The 18,208-nt window shown below is 59.0% G+C and carries 10 protein-coding genes and 6 pseudogenes; 7 read left to right on the forward strand and 9 right to left on the reverse strand.

Annotated features, from left to right (window positions below; all coding sequences use genetic code 11):
- Positions 1–79: 79 nt before the first annotated feature.
- A pseudogene (locus PYH37_RS32685) lies at positions 80–214 on the forward strand (transposase); the annotation flags it as partial.
- A gap of 223 nt (positions 215–437) precedes the next feature.
- Here the strand turns inward: PYH37_RS32685 and PYH37_RS31200 are convergent.
- From PYH37_RS31200 to PYH37_RS31215, 4 genes are all read right to left on the reverse strand, one after another.
- Positions 438–1,601, reverse strand: coding sequence for a TlpA disulfide reductase family protein (locus tag PYH37_RS31200; protein WP_280736631.1), 1,164 nt, complete (start codon positions 1,599–1,601; stop codon positions 438–440).
- Between the two features lie 1,037 nt (positions 1,602–2,638).
- A complete protein-coding gene (locus PYH37_RS31205; RefSeq protein WP_280736178.1) occupies positions 2,639–4,030 on the reverse strand; it encodes an AAA family ATPase in 1,392 nt (463 codons plus the stop codon).
- Positions 4,031–4,121: 91 nt separating this feature from the next.
- Entirely contained in the window at positions 4,122–4,760 is a 639-nt protein-coding gene (locus PYH37_RS31210; RefSeq protein ID WP_280736177.1) for a helix-turn-helix domain-containing protein, read from the reverse strand.
- 79 nt (positions 4,761–4,839) lie between these two features.
- Entirely contained in the window at positions 4,840–5,184 is a 345-nt protein-coding gene (locus tag PYH37_RS31215; RefSeq protein ID WP_425336171.1) for a response regulator transcription factor, read from the reverse strand.
- 186 nt (positions 5,185–5,370) lie between these two features.
- On the opposite strand from PYH37_RS31215, the pseudogene PYH37_RS31220 reads away from it, so the two are divergent.
- Positions 5,371–5,868, forward strand: a pseudogene (locus PYH37_RS31220) (oxygen-independent coproporphyrinogen III oxidase); the annotation flags it as partial.
- 415 nt (positions 5,869–6,283) lie between these two features.
- Here the strand turns inward: PYH37_RS31220 and PYH37_RS31225 are convergent.
- The 5 genes and pseudogenes from PYH37_RS31225 to PYH37_RS31245 all read right to left on the reverse strand — a co-directional run bounded on the left by PYH37_RS31225 (position 6,284) and on the right by PYH37_RS31245 (position 11,838).
- Positions 6,284–6,675, reverse strand: a pseudogene (locus PYH37_RS31225) (PIN domain-containing protein).
- 277 nt (positions 6,676–6,952) lie between these two features.
- A complete protein-coding gene (gene groL, locus PYH37_RS31230) occupies positions 6,953–8,590 on the reverse strand; it encodes a chaperonin GroEL (RefSeq protein ID WP_280736603.1) in 1,638 nt (545 codons plus the stop codon).
- Positions 8,591–8,671: 81 nt separating this feature from the next.
- Positions 8,672–8,968 (reverse strand): co-chaperone GroES, encoded by a 297-nt coding sequence (groES, locus tag PYH37_RS31235; protein WP_173510247.1) that lies wholly within the window; start codon positions 8,966–8,968, stop codon positions 8,672–8,674.
- 177 nt (positions 8,969–9,145) lie between these two features.
- Entirely contained in the window at positions 9,146–10,510 is a 1,365-nt protein-coding gene (locus PYH37_RS31240; protein WP_280736630.1) for a M16 family metallopeptidase, read from the reverse strand.
- Complete coding sequence (locus tag PYH37_RS31245; protein ID WP_425336200.1) at positions 10,510–11,838, reverse strand: M16 family metallopeptidase; 1,329 nt, start codon at positions 11,836–11,838, stop codon at positions 10,510–10,512. The genes PYH37_RS31240 and PYH37_RS31245 overlap by 1 nt, the downstream gene beginning before the upstream one ends.
- A gap of 848 nt (positions 11,839–12,686) precedes the next feature.
- Between PYH37_RS31245 and PYH37_RS31250 the strand changes: the two genes are divergently transcribed.
- The 5 genes and pseudogenes from PYH37_RS31250 to PYH37_RS31270 form a co-directional block, all read left to right on the forward strand.
- Complete coding sequence (locus PYH37_RS31250) at positions 12,687–13,073, forward strand: transposase (RefSeq protein ID WP_280736602.1); 387 nt, start codon at positions 12,687–12,689, stop codon at positions 13,071–13,073.
- Positions 13,070–13,423: an IS66 family insertion sequence element accessory protein TnpB gene (gene tnpB, locus PYH37_RS31255; RefSeq protein ID WP_280736601.1), complete on the forward strand. Its 354-nt coding sequence runs from the start codon at positions 13,070–13,072 to the stop codon at positions 13,421–13,423. Before PYH37_RS31250 ends, tnpB begins: the two co-directional genes overlap by 4 nt.
- 69 nt (positions 13,424–13,492) lie before the next feature.
- Positions 13,493–15,048, forward strand: a pseudogene (gene tnpC, locus PYH37_RS31260) (IS66 family transposase).
- A 964-nt stretch (positions 15,049–16,012) separates the two neighbouring features.
- Positions 16,013–17,433, forward strand: a pseudogene (locus PYH37_RS31265) (acyclic terpene utilization AtuA family protein).
- 43 nt (positions 17,434–17,476) lie between these two features.
- Positions 17,477–17,911 (forward strand): annotated as a pseudogene (locus PYH37_RS31270) (IS66 family transposase); the annotation flags it as partial.
- Positions 17,912–18,208 lie beyond the last annotated feature (297 nt).

The raw sequence follows: 18,208 nt of genomic DNA on the forward strand, positions 1-18,208 counted from the left end.
CGTATCCCTCCGGTGACGGCCGCCTTGCTGAGGTAGGCTGAAGACTGCAAGTCCTAGTGCAAGCACTAGGAGTAGTCCTATGACGAAGCATCAGATTGAGGTGATCACGTCGGTCGAGCGGCGTCGGCGCTGGTCTCGCGAGGAGAAGGAGCGTCTGGTCGCGGCGACATTCGAGCCGGAGGCGCGCGTTTCCGAGATCGCGCGATCGGCCGGTATCCATGTGAGCCAGCTTTTTCGCTGGCGCAAGGAACTCTGCCAGATATCCGCGCCGACCACCCCGACCGCACTTCTTGCACTGGCGCCCGCAGCGGCAGACCAAGAGAGGGGGCGCGACATTGCGGCGTGGCTGCGGCACACGCCGCTGCAGCGTTCTACGGGCCGTCACGCCGCCGTCAGCACGGCCGCCCGGCAGGACAAGAGGTCCTGCTTATACATCTTCAAGTCAAATTCTCCTTGTCCGCCTTCGGACTGGCGCCGTTCGGGATATCCTTTTGCGGAGTCGCACGGAGAGCGCCGTAACAAACCTTCTCACCCTTGTAGTTGGCAAGGGTCTGCAGCAAATCCGGTAGAAATTCCTGTTTCAGTTCGTCCGGCATAGGCTCTGGACCGTCCAGCGCCTTTATTGCCAGCTCGACCAACGCGATCGCGCGATCTTTGTTGCCGGTCTCATGATAGTAGTGAGCGACTGCCCGATAAGACAGGAACTTAGGGACGTCGTCTGGTGGGGGATTCAGTGCCAGGATGTGTTCGGAGAGCTCCTTGCCCATCGCAAAGCGCTCAGCAGCGGGAAAACGCGAATAGTCATTTGCCGGATGAAAGAGTTGGTCTATCGCCATGATCATCCAATGCTCGGAGTTTCGGTCGATTGCATCGCGAACCAATTGGCGTATGACGGGCAAGCCGGTCTGCATGTCGCGCATCCTGTGAAGCAACAGGTGCGCATGAGCCACGCGGAAATTGATGTCGTCCGGCATCAAGGCGATGCCGTCTTCGATTGCCGAGAGGGCCGTCTTCCAATCCTTTGCCTTCACCGCCGCCCAAAATTTGTCATTGATCGGCTTCTTCAACGCTTGTTCTCGCGCTGTGTGTTCGCTTTTGGCGATCCGCTCCCTGTCGGCGGCTTTCCCTTGATCACTGGTGCGCCAGCTGCCGTCAAGCACTTGCGGCAAAACATCATAGAGTGACATCGGGTGACCTATAAAGGCAATGTGGCCGTCTCGGTCGACCACGAACGAGGTCGGAATCCCAACAGAAAAGCTCGGTTCCATCCAAAGCTTGTTCATTTCGCCTGTGGAGTCGAATGCGATCCGATAGTTCAGATTCGAGCACTTTTCGGTCAACCACGCGTCCAACTTGGTTCGGGCCTCATCGGCCGTTGGAGCGTGTTCATGTGCCGCAACACCGACGACCTCAAGTCCGCTGTCCTTGTATTGCTCCTGGAGCTGCACCAGATGCGGCATCGCCGCCACACAGGGTCCGCACCAAGTTGCCCAAAACTCGACGATGTAGACTTTGTCCGGCTGAAAGTTCGCGAGGGGCTCGCCACGCAGCCAGTTCTGCACTTTGATCGCTGGAGCCGGAGACCCCATACGCAAGACCATGTCGTTCCCCAAAGCTATTTCAGAAGGTTGCGCGATTTTATGCATGAGTTTGTTTCCCTGTTAGAGACAAGGTAAACGGGTTCAAGGGGAAGAGAGCGTCACTCCTCCTTGCGCGTCTGCTGCAAAGGGCGTGCCAGCCGCGCTTAGCAGGCAGTAAGTCTGATTGTGCTTTCGAAGCTCCCAGCATGCCCACAATGGCCGTCTGTATTGGACCTAATGTTGTCACGTTCGAGCCACACCTCCTGTCGGGTTTTAGACACGTGCTTCGCGCGCGGTGAGCGGCGCTAAGATCCAGAGATAGCGTGCGACACGCCGCATGACGTCCTTTGATGGCAGGAGACCGTGATGCAAAACGCTGGTTCCTGACATCGGCCTTACCTGGTCCAGATCACGCGTGGCCGGCTAGCAGACCGGGCTGCGCTCATCGCACTCCCAAGCGGTAGGGAAAACCCGTGACAAACACGGCAAGGGGCCCAAAAGCGCCGGCCCGAGATTTGATGAGCGTTGGCAGCGACTTCGTTTGCCGGCCACTCCGCTCCGTCCTTCGATTATATTTGACTTCCACTGCATGCATGCTGCACGCACTCGCTCCGACCCAGGTCCCCTCCAGCTGAAGCCGCACAGGCAGGGTGTAGATGAACAGGTCCAGCGAGCGGTCAGCGCCCGCTTGTCTGAATTCGTGAGATGTCGTCAATTGCTGAACTGCTAGCTCGTTTACCAGTCAATCGTTCTCTTCCGGTTTGCTCAAGCTATTGCTGTCGAGAAACCTACCCTCGCTGTTCCGATCGATGAGTTCAATGCTCATCCCCGTGTTGGGGCATCGACATACCTGTGCCAGGCCAGCACTCTCAACAGCGGTCGTGTCAAAGGACAGTCCTCCCTCTGTGAGAGTATCGACCGCCGCCGGTACATCGTCGACTGCCAAGGTTGGCTGGCGCCGGCGAAGCTCGCCACCGACGCCATGGCTCTCGCCAAATTCTCAGCTTGCTCAAACGGAGAACGACCTTTCTCATATGGAGTGTCAGGTGGTAGGACCTTTAATCGCAGCAATTTGAGTCATCTTCTTCGGCGCTTTGTCTTCGTCTTCTTGAAGTTTTCACGCTGAGGCCGACAATGCGCCTACCGAGGCGGTCGGCCAATACTGCGGAGTCGCCAACGACCACCTCCACATCCTCGCGGGAGACAAAATGACCGCCATCTCGAGCAAGGCTCCGTTGCGCGAGACGGCGGACCATCTCCTTGACATAAGCCGCGCTGCTGTCCTCTGAGCGCGCGACGGCATCGGCCATAGCTCCGTTCTCGAAAACGAGTGCATGACCATACAGCTTGATGAGCTGCTCGCGGCAAACAGCGTCGGGGAGCGGAACCTCAATAGCTTCGTCCACGCGGCCTGGGCGCGAGGCGAGCGCGTCTTCAATGTCCTCCGGCCGATTCGTCGTTAGAATGAAGAAAATGTCTGCATCTGGTGCAAGACCATCCATTTCGTTCAACAGACGATTGAGGAGGCCTTCGGCTTTGTAACTATAAATATCTTCTCGCGACCGGCCCACCAGATCGACGTCCTCCAGCACGACGATGCTCGGCTGCAGGGTACGGGCCAGCCCGATGTAGTACTGGATCGCGAACGGGATCGTCATCTGCTCAGCCGTGACCAGAATGGTGGTGCGCCCCGGTAGGTTGGCAGAAAGATAACGGATGACGTGCGTCTTGCCGGTGCCAGGTGGCCCGTAGAGCAGAATACCCTTTTTCACTGATTGGCCGCGGCGCTTCAGCCCCTCTCGGTGTCGATCAAATTCGAGGATGTGAGTATCGAGACGCGCCATAGTTGCTTCGGAAAGCACCACGTCTTCCCGGTGTATGTCAGGAAGGCGATGAACGCGCATCGTACCCTGCATCCCATCCCCGCCTGTATCGAGCTCGAAGGAGAGAACCTTGTTGCGATAATACCGTGATCTCTCGCCCGCGGCCTGGATGTTCCGAAGAAATCCGCGCGATAAGGCGGATGCCTCCTCGCCGGGCAGATGAGCGATTTCTACTTGAAGCACCCGGCGCCAGTAGTCATGGAACTGCGACAGAAGAATCGCGACCGGCTCGTGGCCGATCTGGAATAGCCACAGAGCGTTGTGCAGAGAAGCGAAAGGCTCAGCTCCGCCGATGTCGATGTCCTCATATCGCAACGGCGTCAGCGAAACGACGCCGCCTCCCTCGCGAATGACCAGGTCTGCCAGCTTCATGGGGAAGCGCTCGTCCTGCTGCTGGACGCCGACAAGCTTGGGAGACAGAGGTGCGATCTGCTCTTCAATAACGGTTTGAATGTCTGGCAGGAGATGTGGAGCAAACCTTCGGCGGGAGCTAACGAGACCGGTCAAATCATCGTTCTTGAAATGGCGATGAAGGGCTTGCCATGCGAAGCGGTCTATACTGGTCATGATACACTTTCGACGTTTGTTTCTGGGATGAGTTTTGCGGAGCCGTACATTTGCCATCCTGGCCGGGACCTTGCGCAGGCCGCGGGCACCCTCAGGTGCAAAGTTCACGGAGAGCATCCGGTTTGATGATGTCGATCGTCCTTGCGTCTTTGAGAGCAATGGCCCCGCGCACTTTCAGCTTGGTCATGACACGCGACACCGTCTCGATCGTGAGGCCGAGATAGTCGGCAATGTCCTGCCGCAACATCGGCAATCGCAACTGCCTGCCTCCTCCTTGACGCTCGCAAAGATCGGTCAGGAATGCGGCAATTCGTTCCACGGCACATTGCCTGCCGATCACCAGAAGATGCTGCTGAGCCCGCGCCATGCCGATCAAGGCGAGAGCGAGAAGCTCTCGCGAACGCTCCTGCATATGCCGCCGCCCGAAGACGGCCAGGGTTGTTTCCGTGATGGCCTCGGCAAAGAAAGAATGGTTGGAGCCCGCTTCGAAACCGAACATTTCGCCTGGCAGATGAAAAGATACGACCTGTCGCCGTCCGTCCGAGAGCAGGCGATAGATACGCACGGCGCCAGTAGAAACCTGATAGCACTTCTCGATCAAATCGCCCTCGGCATAAATCTCCCGACCAGCCCTGTAGGTGGCGACAAGGTGGGGCCCCGAAATTTGGGTCCGTGCAACGTCTTCGGCCGGTCGGAAGGGCTGTTCTTTGGGTTGTGCAGCGGCGTACATGTCGTGTCCCCTGTTCAGTGTGGGGACAGATTGACAGTTCACGCGACTTGGAGAAATTCGGTTAGACCACTAAGGGAAATTACTTAGCCGCTTCGATCAGGCTGTTGATCACGCCGAGCAGGTCGGGACCGGTGAACGGCTTCGTCAAGACGTTGTCGACAGGCGCTTGGTGCGCCGACAGCCCGTCAACCAGCAGAATGGCCCTCGCTCCGAGCTTCTTGAGGAATTGCGCGGCGGCCTGCGGCTCTGATCTCAGTATCTCATCATCGAGAATTGTGCACAGCGCCTCGCGGGAAGAGTCTTCGGCCTTCTGCACGGTGTCGTAGGACTCGGTCGAATATCCTTCGACCTCAAGCGCGAAAGCCACGGACCTTCGGAGTCCGTGGTCGGCTGCAACGACGACAATGCTTCTTCCACCTAACAACTTGAAATTCTGCTCATCTGGCGTGTGTTGGCAGCCATCAGCCGGCATTATCCCCTCGGACGGCTCGCCGCTTTGATGATGAGCAAACAATTGCGAGAAAGCCTTTGGCGCAGGTTCTTGACATTGCTCAAAGAAGAAAGACGCGGCGCGCCTCTAGGATTGCCCCAATTCTGTAATCCGTTTCAAAACTTCGCAAGGGCCGACGATAGCCTGGCGGTCGCACAGGCCGCGGGGCAATTGCATCGCAACTCTCAGGGCTACACGACCGATGCCTGCGAAACGCTGATCGGTTTCGGCGCGTCGGCCATCGGGCGGACGACGGAGGGCTATGCGCAGAACGAGGTGCCGCCGGCGCTTTATGCACAAAAGATCGCCGCCGGCCGTCTCGCGACAGTGAAAGGCTATCGTCCGACCGAAGAAGACCGGCTCCGAGCAGCGATTATCGAGCGGCTGATGTGCGATTTTTCCGCGGATGTTCCCGCCATTGCTGTTGCGCACGGTTTCGATCCCTGCATCGTGCTTGAGGGCAACACGAGGCTCGCCATGCTAGAAAGCGACGGTGTCCTCGAAAACGTCGGCGGCGTGATCCGGCTTCGCGAGGACGGCCATTTCCTCATCCGTGCCGTGGCGGCCGCCTTCGATGCCTACTTGGAGCAGTCGGCGCGCACCCACGGAAAGGCGGCATGGCGCTTCAGAGAAGACCAAGAGGCCGGCAATGCAGGCAATGCGGGCGCTTCCGTATCGTGGCTGCCCCGGCTCCACCACGAAGCCGTGATAAATCGTAGGGAACGCCCCGACTGGCGCTGCGCCTTGGGCGTGACCACGTGGCGCGTGATCTCAACTCTTCCACCCACCGCCCCGCGGCCGGGCTCGTCCTCGCGCTGATCCTTCTCGATTGTCCTCGCGCAACAGCGCGTCCGACAGAGGGGCATCGGCAGATATGGCTTGAGGGCACCCCATCCGCCTGGGTTACCGAAAGCGCCGCGTCCACTCGATGTCGTTGCTGTCTATTGTCGGCGCAAAACAAGACGAACTGGCCGGCTGGGGCATATCACGCCCGATCTTTCGATTGGCCGCGCTTCCGTTGCCGACCAAGACATCATGGAAATACCCAATGGGGACTTTTGTTACTCAGTGGACCCGCCGGCATCCGAATAGAAGGGTCGACCACAACAACGCCGCGCCTGCGAAGTTGCGTCATCACGACCATGTCGTGGAGCAGAGCCATGGCGGTAATCAGCGCGTCAGCCTCGTTGCGCCGGTCCGGGATGTGCAGAGCGAAACGTGTCGCAACCGGATCGTCAACTGACAGGATGCGACCGGCAAAGCGCAGCCGAGTGCAACCCGCTCCAGTTCAAGAACCGTGATAGCAGAAATGAAGAATTGCCGCCGCATCTTCGGCTCCGACCCACGTTAGCACATTGGCATCGGCATTCCGTCACCGCTCTTGCGTAGTTCGGAGATGACATTGGTATCCAGCAGGTACCTCAGGACTCGTCGACTCCGCGGGACGTGTTTTCAACGCCGTGCAGCTCGAAATTGAGCGCCGAGTAGGGCGGTGGCGCAAGGCGCTTTCACAGAGAGAAACGAGCATAGCAGGTCTGGCCCGCCCGCTTGTGGTGAGAAAGTGGTCAGCAGGCCGGGATGAGTAGCCGCATCGGATCGACCAGTTTCAACGGGGTCGCTGGTCTTCTGCTGAGTAACAAAAGGGCGGCCCGAGAGCCGCCCTTCAGATCCGGATGGATCCCGTGCTAAGGCTTTCGCCTTATCACATCATGTCCATTCCACCCATTCCGCCCATGCCGCCAGGCATTGCCGGAGCGTCCTTCTTCGGCAGTTCGGCGATCATGGCTTCGGTCGTGACGAGCAGGCCGGCAACCGAGGCTGCGTCCTGAAGCGCGGTGCGAACGACCTTGACCGGGTCGATGATGCCCATGGCGATCATGTCACCATATTCGCCGGTCTGCGCGTTGTAGCCGAAATCGTCGGTGTTCTTCTCGAGGATCTTGCCGACAACGATCGAGGCTTCGTCACCAGCGTTTTCCACGATCTGGCGGGCCGGAGCCTGCAGAGCGCGGCGAACTATGTTGATGCCGGCTTCCTGATCGTCGTTTTCACCCTTGACGGTGATCTTGACGGAAGAGCGCAGCAGGGCAACGCCGCCGCCCGGTACGATGCCTTCCTGAACGGCAGCGCGCGTCGCGTTGAGAGCGTCGTCGATGCGGTCCTTCTTCTCCTTCACTTCGACTTCCGTCGCACCGCCGACGCGGATGACGGCGACGCCGCCAGCGAGCTTGGCAAGGCGCTCCTGCAGCTTCTCGCGGTCGTAGTCCGAAGTGGTTTCTTCGATCTGGGCCTTGATCTGGGTAATGCGGCCTTCGATGTCGGACTTCTGGCCGGCGCCGTCGACGATCGTGGTGTTTTCCTTGGAGATCGAAACCTTCTTCGCACGGCCGAGCATGTCGAGCGTGACGTTTTCGAGCTTGATGCCGAGGTCTTCGGAGATCACCGTGCCGCCCGTCAGGATGGCGATGTCTTCGAGCATGGCCTTGCGACGGTCGCCGAAGCCCGGGGCCTTGACGGCAGCGATCTTCAGTCCGCCACGCAGCTTGTTGACGACGAGCGTTGCAAGGGCTTCGCCTTCGACGTCTTCAGCGATGATCAGGAGCGGCTTGCCGTTCTGGACGACGGCTTCGAGAACCGGGAGCATGGCCTGGAGGTTCGAGAGCTTCTTCTCGTGCAGGAGAATGAAAGCGTCTTCGAGGTCGGCGACCATCTTTTCCGGGTTGGTGACGAAGTAAGGCGACAGGTAGCCGCGGTCGAACTGCATGCCTTCGACGACTTCGAGTTCGGTTTCGGCGGTCTTGGCTTCTTCAACCGTGATGACGCCTTCGTTGCCGACCTTCTGCATCGCTTCAGCAATGTCGAGGCCGATCTGCTTTTCACCGTTTGCGGAGATCGTGCCGACCTGCGCAACTTCGTCCGAGGTGTTGATCTTCTTGGCCTTGGCGAGCAGGTCCTTAACGACTTCGGCAACGGCGAGGTCGATGCCGCGCTTCAGGTCCATCGGGTTCATGCCGGCAGCAACGGCCTTTGCGCCTTCGCGAACGATTGCCTGGGCGAGAACGGTCGCGGTCGTCGTGCCGTCGCCTGCGATATCATTGGTCTTCGAAGCGACTTCGCGGACCATCTGGGCGCCCATGTTCTCGAACTTGTCTTCGAGTTCGATTTCCTTGGCGACGGTGACGCCGTCCTTGGTGATGCGCGGAGCGCCGAAGGACTTGTCGATAACGACGTTACGGCCCTTCGGGCCGAGCGTCACCTTGACTGCATCGGCGAGGATGTCGACGCCGCGCAGCATCTTCTCGCGCGCGCTGCGGCCGAACTTGACTTCTTTAGCTGCCATTTTGATGCCTTTCTTGGTTTCGAAATTCCGGACATGCCCGGTTTCAAATTGTGGAAGTTTTGGGTAGGATTGTCGGCCCGGTCAGCCGATGATGCCCATGATGTCGGCTTCCTTCATGATCAGAAGGTCTTCGCCGTTGATCTTGACTTCGGTGCCGGACCACTTTCCGAACAGGACGCGGTCACCAGCCTTGACGTCGAGCGGTACGACCTTGCCGCTTTCGTCGCGGGCGCCCGAACCGACAGCCACGATTTCGCCTTCCTGCGGCTTTTCCTTCGCGGTGTCCGGAATGATGACGCCGCCCTTGGTCTTTTCTTCAGACTCGACGCGGCGGACCACAACGCGGTCGTGCAGCGGACGGAAATTGGTGCTTGCCATTGTCTATTCCCTTGATCAAGTGACAGTGCGGATCTTCATCGATCCGGTGGAGGTGCTAGCACTCTTCACAGGCGAGTGCTAGCGTCGCCGCGATAATCCTCAGTTCTCAAGCCTCGGCAGCGATATCTCGCGGCATGAATTCTGCCGCCGAGACGGACGGCATTTCCCAGTCGATAGTCATCCTTTCTTTCCCTCGAGCGCTTTCTTCCCCTCGAGGGGCGGTCCGACGATCATCAAGGCGGGGGCAGCGGAGAGAAGCCGTCTCGCGGCCGACCGGACGTCCGCAACGGTTACGGCCTGGATTAACTGTTCCCGCCGGTCGATATAGTCAATGTCTAGACCTTTCAGCTGGAGTTCGACCAGAGTGTCGGCGACCGCGCTCGATGAGTTGAGGTTGCCGATCGTATAACCGCCGATGATATTTTTCTTCGCCGCTGCGAGCTCCTCCTCGGTGACGTCCTCGTCCACCATCCGCCTCACCTCGGCGCGAATGAGGGAGAGCGTCTCTGCGGCGCAATCGGGGCGGGTGCTCGTGTCGATGACCAGCGCCGAGGCATGGTCACTGATCTCGAGGCTAGATTCGATGCCGTAAGCGAGCCCTCGCTTCTCGCGCACCTCGTTCCAAAGCCTGGACGTGAACGCGCCACCGCCGAGGATGTGGTTCATCAGATAGGCCGCGAAGAACTGCGGGTCTTTGTAGCTGATCCCCGGATAGGCCAGGCGCAGCCGATCCTGAGGTAAGTCATCGTGGACGCGAACTTGCTGCCCCAGCTTCGGCGTCGTTTCCGCGACGGGCATTAGAAAGGGATGGGCAGGTAAACCGCCGAAGATACGATCCAGGTCGCGCTTGAGCGCGCGGGCATCGATCGCCCCCGTCACTGCGATGATAACATTGCCGCGCGCGAAAAGCCGATTGTGAAAGGCTTTCAAATCGGAGGTCGTGACAGCGGCTAGGGTTTGCGCGGTGCCCTCCTGGCGCCTGGAATACGGATGATCGCCATAGATCGCCTTCATCCATGCAACCTCCGCGGCCGTCTGCGGATCCTTGGCTCCCGCCATGATGCCGGAGACGATCTGAGCGCGAATGCGGTCCAGCGACGCTTGGTCGAAGCGCGGCTGCTCGATGGCCAGCCGGAGCAATTCAAAGGCCTCATCCTTTCGATCGGCAAGCACCCGCATATACCCGTAAACCGCATCGCGCCCGGCGTTGAATTGCATCTCGGCGCCAACATCATCCAGCCGCTGCTGAAAGGCATTGCTGTCAAGATCTCCGGCCCCCTCGTTAAACAACCCGCTCATGAGATTGACGAGGCCTTCCTCACCCGGAAGCTCCTGCGCGCTGCCGCCCCGGAACGCGAAACGGATGGTGACGATCGGTACCGCATAATCCTCCACCAGCCAGGCCTTCATCCCGCTCGATGAGTTAACCTCTTGAATTGCCATGGCCGCCCGAGCGTGCGTCGTCGCGGCAAGGCTCAGCAATACGAGCGCGACTAGCAGTGACTTGGCCGCCCCGAGCGGCGGTCCGTTGAACATCATCATCATCGCTTTTGATCCCCCGAAAATGTGTTTGCCCGCGGCAGCAGATATCCCGCCACGGACCGGTCCGGATTAAGGTACTTCCTGGCAACCGCCTGCACCTCTCGCGCCGTTACTGCGCGGACCCTCAACGGCCATACCTGCAAGTCGTACGCAGTACTGCCGGTCGCAAGCGCCTCGCCGTAGAGCTGGGCGATTTCCTGTTGGCTGTCGCGTGCGAAGATGACCGAGCGCACCAAGCGGTTCTTGGCGTTCTCGAGCTCGACGTCGGTAACGCCGGCGTCGATGATTTTCCGAACTTCAGTGTCGATGGCGTCTTCCACCGCTTGAATCTTAGCGTCGCCCAGCGGCGAGCCAAAAATTGTGAAGCTCGTCGGATCGAGCGATCTTCCCCAGAAATAGGCACCGCCCGAGGAGGCTATCCCCTGTCTCACCACCAATTCCTGATAGATCCGGCTGCGCTTTCCTCCGCCGAGAATTTCCGACAGAAGATCGAGGGCTTCCGCTTCGCCCGGCTCGGCCGTTGCGTACGACGTGGTCACCCAAGATTTCTCGAAGCTCGCCACGGTCACACGCGGGTCGGTGAGCACGACGGTTCGTTTGGTGTTCTGCTCCGGCTCTTGCGGCCTCACCCGCGGCGGCAGTTCGCGGCCACGCGGTACGGCCCCGTAGGTCTTCTCTGCCAGCCTGCACACGGTCCCGGTGTCCACATCGCCAGCCACCACGAGTATGGCGTTGTTCGGGGCGTAGTAGCGGTCGTAGAACGCTACGGCGTCCCCGCGACTGAGCCGTTCCATCTCGTGCATCCAGCCGATGACCGGGATGCGGTAAGGATGGTTTTGATAGAGGGTCGCCCGCATTTCCTCCGTGAGGAGCGCCTCGGGAATGGCTTCGACACGGCCGCGCCGCTCCTCCAGAATGACATCGCGCTCCGGCACGATTACCGCGTCGGTGAGTACAAGCTGGCGCATCCGGTCAGCTTCTAATTCCATCATCGTCCCGAGGGACTCCGGCGTGACCGTCTGGTAATAGGCGGTGTAGTCGGACGATGTGAATGCGTTCTGCTCGCCGCCAATCTCACTGACCTTTGCGCTAAACTCGCCGGCCGGGTGCTTCTTCGTGCCCTTGAACATCAGATGCTCTAAGAAATGAGCGATCCCGGATTTGCCGGGTAGCTCATCGGCATTCCCGACCTTGTACCAGACCATTTGCGTGACGATTGGCGCCCGATGATCGGGTATGACGACCACGTGCATGCCGTTGCTCAGCATGAAATTTCCGATCTCGGACTTGCCGCGCGGTGCCTCGACGGCCGCCGCTTCCCAGGTCATGAGAGGCTGCAGCGCGATCATGCTCAGGACAAATGCCCGAATTCGCGAAACCATCCTAGCATGGGTCACCGGGCGCCCTCCCCCAGTGGCCGCGGCCGTGCGCGCTCTGCGGGCACCCAGGAAATCGTCGGTTTGAAGCGAATGTAGAGTTGGCGTTCGCGCGAGGACAACCGACGCAAAAGTGCCTGCTCAGCCTCGGCCGGATTATTCCTTGGCGAGTACGGCCTCTTCATTCTTCTGCATCTGGAACATTCTGCTGTAGAATAACCGGACGCAGACCCCGTTAGAAAGAACTTTGCTGACATTCGACATCTCCGCGAATTATGGTCCCTGTGGCAAATGACTCAACGCAACATGCGTGCCAGAGGAAAACTCTTTTAAATACAACGTGATCGATGGAACCGGCTGTGTCGCATGTCCAACATTGTCGTTCATGGGACAATGCTAAGCGACATAGACCCGTCACACGCCGGGTTGCCAAAGCTGGGCAGTCGACCATTCACGAGATGATGCGACTACGGGCCCTAGTTTGGTCGCGTAAACACTCACATTCATCGGGTCCGCCGTGGGTGTATTTGTGAATGCGTGCGGGCACCCCCACGTAGAGCCTGTGAGGTCAAGAAGTAACCCGACGATGAGCAGACATAAAAGCCCAGCGTGATCAAGGCCTGCTTTCCGCCGGCAAAAGCACTCTTAAGGCGCCTTGAAACAGGTCGGCATCACGGAACGTCCGAAGGACCTCGTTGCGCTCGAAGAGGATTACGGTAACCGGTGTTCTGCCCCCACATTGTGCTGCCTGCTTTGATCTGTGATCGGCTTTCCATGGAAGAGCGGCAAGGAGTTTCTCCATGGAGACTACGTTGGAGGTTCTCACGACACGGCGTGGCAGACGTGAGGTTCATCGCCAATGGCCGGACGAGGTGAAGGCGCGGATCGTCTCGGAAAGCCTGCGGCCGGGCGTAACGGTGAACGAGGTGGCGGATCGCTATGGGCTGAAGGCGAACCACCTGTCGTCCTGGCGAACGATGGCGCGGCAGGGAAGGCTTGTTTTGCCTGAGCCCGAGGACGCAATCGAATTCGCGGCAATGTTTGTTGAGACGCCTGCGCCGGAGCCGCTGGCCAAGCCAATCTCCCGCCCCGAGATTGTCTTCGGTTCTGTTACGATCCGGCTGGAGGAAGGCGCGTCTGCCGCCCGGATCGTTGCAATCGCGCGTGCGTTTGCGGCCTCGGCATGATCTTCCCATCAAACCGCGTGCGGATCATGGTGGCTACCAAGCCAGTGGACTTCCGAAAGGGCCATGACGGACTGGCAGCGCTGGTGAAGAACGAGCTGCGGAAGGACCCGTTCACGGGAGCAGTCTTCGTCTTCAGGTCGCGCAAGGCGGATCGTTTGAAGCTGATCTACTGGGATGGCAGCGGCATCGTGATGGCTTACAAGCGATTGGAAGAACACACGTTCACCTGGCCAGGGATCAAAGATGGCCTGATGACGCTGAGCCATGCCCAGTTCGAAGCATTGTTCGCGGGTCTCGACTGGCGGCGGGTTCGTGCCGTCGAAGCGAGAGCGCCGGAAGCCATAGAATAGCTGCGGCACGATGACTCAGCACGGCAAATTCCAGGGGCAAATCGGGTCGGGATTCGGTAGGTTCTGGTCATGCTGGACGCCACCGACCTTCCCGATGATGTTACTGCCCTGAAGGCGATGCTGATCGCGGCTCAGGCACGCGAGGTTCGCAAGGACGATCACATAGCGCGGCAGGAGGTAGGATCGAACGGCTGGAGAAACTGGTCGCGACCTTCAAGCAGGCTGCCTTCGGGCGCAAATCCGAAAAGACCGACCCAGACCAGTTCGATCTGGCGTTGGAGGACCTGGAATCAGCCATCGCGGTCGTCCATGCCGAAGAAGAGGCCGACGCTCTTCCTGGCAAACAAGTGTTCAGGCCACGCGCGATCAATCGCGGGGCGCTTCCCAAGCATCTCCCCCGTGTCGAAGAGCTCATCGAGCCGGAAAGCCTGATCTGCGCCTGCGGCGGTTGCCTACATTGTATTGGCGAGGATGTGTCCGAGCGGCTAGATGTGGTCCCGACCCAGTTCCGCATCATCGTCACCCGTCGCCCCAAATATGCGTGCCGTGTCTGCACCGACGGCGTCTTGCAGGCTCCGGCTCCAGCACGCCTGATCCAGGCGGGGCTGCCGACAGAGGCCATGGTCGCCCATGTGCTGGTTTCCAAATATGCCGATCATCTTCCGCTCTATCGGCAGGTCCAAATCATGAACCGCCAGGGGATTGATCTCGACCGCTCCACGCTTGCCGACTGGGTTGGCCGGGCAGCTTACGAATTGCGTCCCGTCTTCAATGCGTTGATTGCCGATCTGAAGCGCTCGACCAAGCTCTTCATGGACGAGACCCGTGCGCCGGTGCTCGATCCCGGCTCCCGCAAGACCAAGACCGGGTACTTCTGGGCCTTGGCGCGGGACGATCGTCCATGGAATGGAGGTGCACCGCCAGGCGTCGCCTTCACCTACGCTCCCGGTCGCGGGGGCCTGCATGCTGAGCGAATATTGCGGGGGTTCTCGGGGCTTCTGCAGGTGGACGGTTATGCCGGATACAACAGGCTGATCTCACCGGACCACACTGGTCCGAACATTCGGCTCGCCTATTGCTGGGCACACGCTCGTCGCAAGCTGGTGGAGATCACTCGCAATGCAGCCGCACCGATTGCTGAGGAAGTCATCAAACGCATTAACGAGCTGTATCGGATCGAGGCCGAGTTGCGTGGCCTTGATCCGAAGGTTCGCCTCGCCGGACGGCAGGAACGGTCAGCGCCACTGATCGCCGACATGCACACCTGGCTCGTCCATCACCGCGCCCGTGTCGCGGCGAAGTCCCCACTCGGCGAGGCTTTGGCCTACATCGACAAATACTGGGATGGCCTGAAGCTCTTCCTAACCGACGGGCGCATCGAGATCGACAACAACAGCGTCGAACGAACCATCCGGCCGATAGCACTGAACCGGAAGAACGCACTCTTTGCGGGCCACGATGCTGGAGCCGAGAACTGGGCGACCATCGCCTCGCTCGTCGATACCTGCAAACTCAATGCCGTCGACCCTCTGGCCTATCTGGCCAGCACCCTCACCGCCATCGTCAACGGACACAAGCAAAGCCGGATCGAAAGACTCCTGCCATGGAACTATCCGGTGAAGTAATGCGTGCCCCATCACCGCAGTCGACCGAGAGCGGCCTGGTGTTTGAAACCTTACAGTGGGGATGGGGCATCCAATACTAAATTTGCATAGCGTTGCCACGGTTCTGGGAATTCTGCAAACTTTCGACGCCACCAATCGACACGTCTATCTCTGGCCCTCGCGAATGGTCTGCCGGGGACGAGTAGAAATACAACTAGAAATCCAATAATGGCGGGTCCAGCGGGGTTCATGCCACGCGCCACGCCAAACCCAGTGCCTGCTGATAGGGCGAGCAACGCGAACATGGTCTTTGCTATTACCGGACGGAGGAATATCCAAAGCATTGCTTCAAAATAGAGTGCAACACAGCACAAGGTGATTAAGGTGATACGCATCCAATCTCCGACAACTGTTCCATCGGGAACTTGCCAGCACCATTATGTGTTCAGTTGCATTTAACGCCGCGTTACTGCCACGCATGTCGCTTGAGGGGTTCCAGATTGCGCCACCGCGAACCCGGTCGAGGTCGGATTCGCACCGGACTCAACGCCTGCCTGTCTAAGCACGAAATCGCGGGCCGCGCTGCAGTTGCTACCTGCCTTTCTGCCTTGAGCGTCGACATCGGCCCCCTCCCTTGTCTACTTCATGCAACAGTATCCTTCGAAGAAGCAGTGGGATGGTTATTGTTGGCCAACAAGGTGCGAGCAGCACACCGCTTACTGCTGGGGCGCAGGTTCGGTCTCCACACTACAAAGCGCGACGATCCTGAGGAGTATGTCGGGAGTCACCAGCGGACTTCCCGGAAAGTCACAGATGTATCCAAACGTCCATTCGGACTGTTCTGCTTGGAAAGGCTTTGTCGTCGAAGCACTTGGTCTGCTCGCAATGTATATACGACACCCTCTGCGACTCTACTACTCTACTTGCTGCCATGTGGCATAAATGTTGCGTTGGCCACGAGATACAACCGGAGTTTTCCGCCCTAATGGACGAGATCAGGATTCTATCTCCGACAGCGATCCTGTGGTATGGCTTTCCGGAGGCGTCGTTCGAAGAAGGCCTCCGTCGAGACCCGCACGTCATCGCTGTGGATGCCGGTTCAAGCGATCCGGGTCCCTACTACCTTGGAGCCCGGGTTCCATTCAATGACCGCAGCGCTGTGAAGCGCGACTTGCAGATTATTCTGGGGCCAGGAATCGCCCGCGGGATTCTCGTCATCATTGGTACAGCTGGCGGGGCGGGAGCAACGCTCATCTAAATTGGGCCGCCGACATTGTTCGAGAAATTGCGTCGGAAAACAAGCTCAGTTTTCGGTTCGCGACGATCAGTGCCGAACTCGACAAACGAGTCGTTGAGGTCGCCCTGAAGGAAGCTAGGATCTCCTCATGTGCCGGCTCTCCCAAGCTCACGAAACGTGACGTAAAGCAGAGCGAGCATATCGTCGCGCAGCTTGGGATCGAGCCAATCGTCCGTGCGCTGAAGCACGATTCCAATGTCGTTCTTGCGGGCCGCGCGTACCATCCTTCCGTCTTTGCTGCTTTCCCTGTGATGCACGGATTTGATCTCGGGCTTTCGTTGCATTTGGGGAAGATTCTGGAATGTGCAGCAATCGCCTGCACGCCTGGCAGCGCCAGTGATTGTATGCTTGGCACCCTTCGCCGAGACAGTTTCGAGTTGGAGCCGCTCAACCCGCTACGAAAATGCACGATCGCTTCCGTCGCGGCGCATTCACTTTACGAAAAGAGCGATCCATACCAATTGGCGGGCCCTGGAGGCATCCTTGATCTAACGGACACCCGCTTCGAACAACTCGACGAGCGCCGCGTTCGGGTAAGTGGAAGTAAGCATATCGAGACGCCTTATGCAGTCAAGCTCGAGGGTGCGAGGCGCGCGGGACACCGCTACGTATCTATCGCAGGCGTGCGTGATCCGGTTTTCATCGCCCAGGAGGCTGTAAGGGATCGCATTGCCGACAATTTCGTACAGATAAGTCCTGAGGATTACACACTGATATTTCGCGTGTATGGGCGCGATGGCGTCCTGGGCCCAGTGGAGCCGATCCGCGATGCGACGCCGCACGAGGTGGGAATCGTCGTCGAGGCTGTGGCTGACACGGCAAAGCTCCCTAAATCGATTTGCGGTTTCGCCCGCTCCACGATGCTTCATCTCGGATATCCTGGTAAAATATCGACAGCCGGTAACCTGGCTTTCCCTTATTCACCCTCAGACTTCGATGCGGGAGAGGTATTCGAGTTTAACATTTACCACTTGATGCAGGTCGACGACCCCCCGATCTTCTTTCCGATGATCATCGAGAACATCGGCCACCCCAAGGAGCAGCAAAGTGAGCGTCAGCCTCGTCGACATCGCAAACGTCGTGAGAAGCAAAAACTCCCGCCCCTTTGAAATGAAAAGCGGCATTTCGATGGAAGCGCTGCTCGCCAACGACATTGCGACACTTGTTCCCGGATCGGGGTCAGCAAGGACAGCGTATTTATGGGCGTACGCGCGGGACGATCGACCGTTCGGTGGCAGTGGCCTGCCGATGGTTGCCTATCGCTTTGAAGACAGTCGATCCGGTGATTGTGTTGCTCGGCATCTCGAAGGCTATCGCGGCATCCTGCATATCGACGGATACACTGCCTATAACCGTGTTGCCCGACCTGACCGCGGAAACACGACGGCGCTCTTTTGGCGGGGTGCTGGGCGCATAGTCGACGTCGGTTTTACGAGCTGCACGCAAACGACAGCTCAAAGGAGGTTGCAACGGCGACAATCGAAAAGATGGGCGCACTTTGGGAAAAGGTGCGCGGACAAAGCCCCGTTGCCGCCCGAGGAGTCCGCTGCCGTCATTGCCGATCTCTACAAACTCTGGCAGGACACGTCGTGCTCGTGGCGCGACAGCACTCTGAATGGCTCAAGAACCAAATCGTCACTGCAGATTTGGCGCTATTCCCGCACTTCGGGCATAGCTTGAGCCCACTCATGCCGCACGTCTTGGCGTGGCTTCTCGCGTGCCCCGGACCGCTAAAGGCTACGGATTTGAACAGCGCCGATAGCAGAGGTCTGTCAGAATTGGCATGATGTTCTTGCGCATGCGTTCGTCCGCCAATGCGTGGGTGGACTGCTGCACCCGACGGAGCCTTCGCCCACGACCGCTGCTTCTTAGTTGGCGCGAGTA

The organism is Sinorhizobium numidicum, assembly GCF_029892045.1.
GTDB classification, from domain to species: domain Bacteria; phylum Pseudomonadota; class Alphaproteobacteria; order Rhizobiales; family Rhizobiaceae; genus Sinorhizobium; species Sinorhizobium numidicum.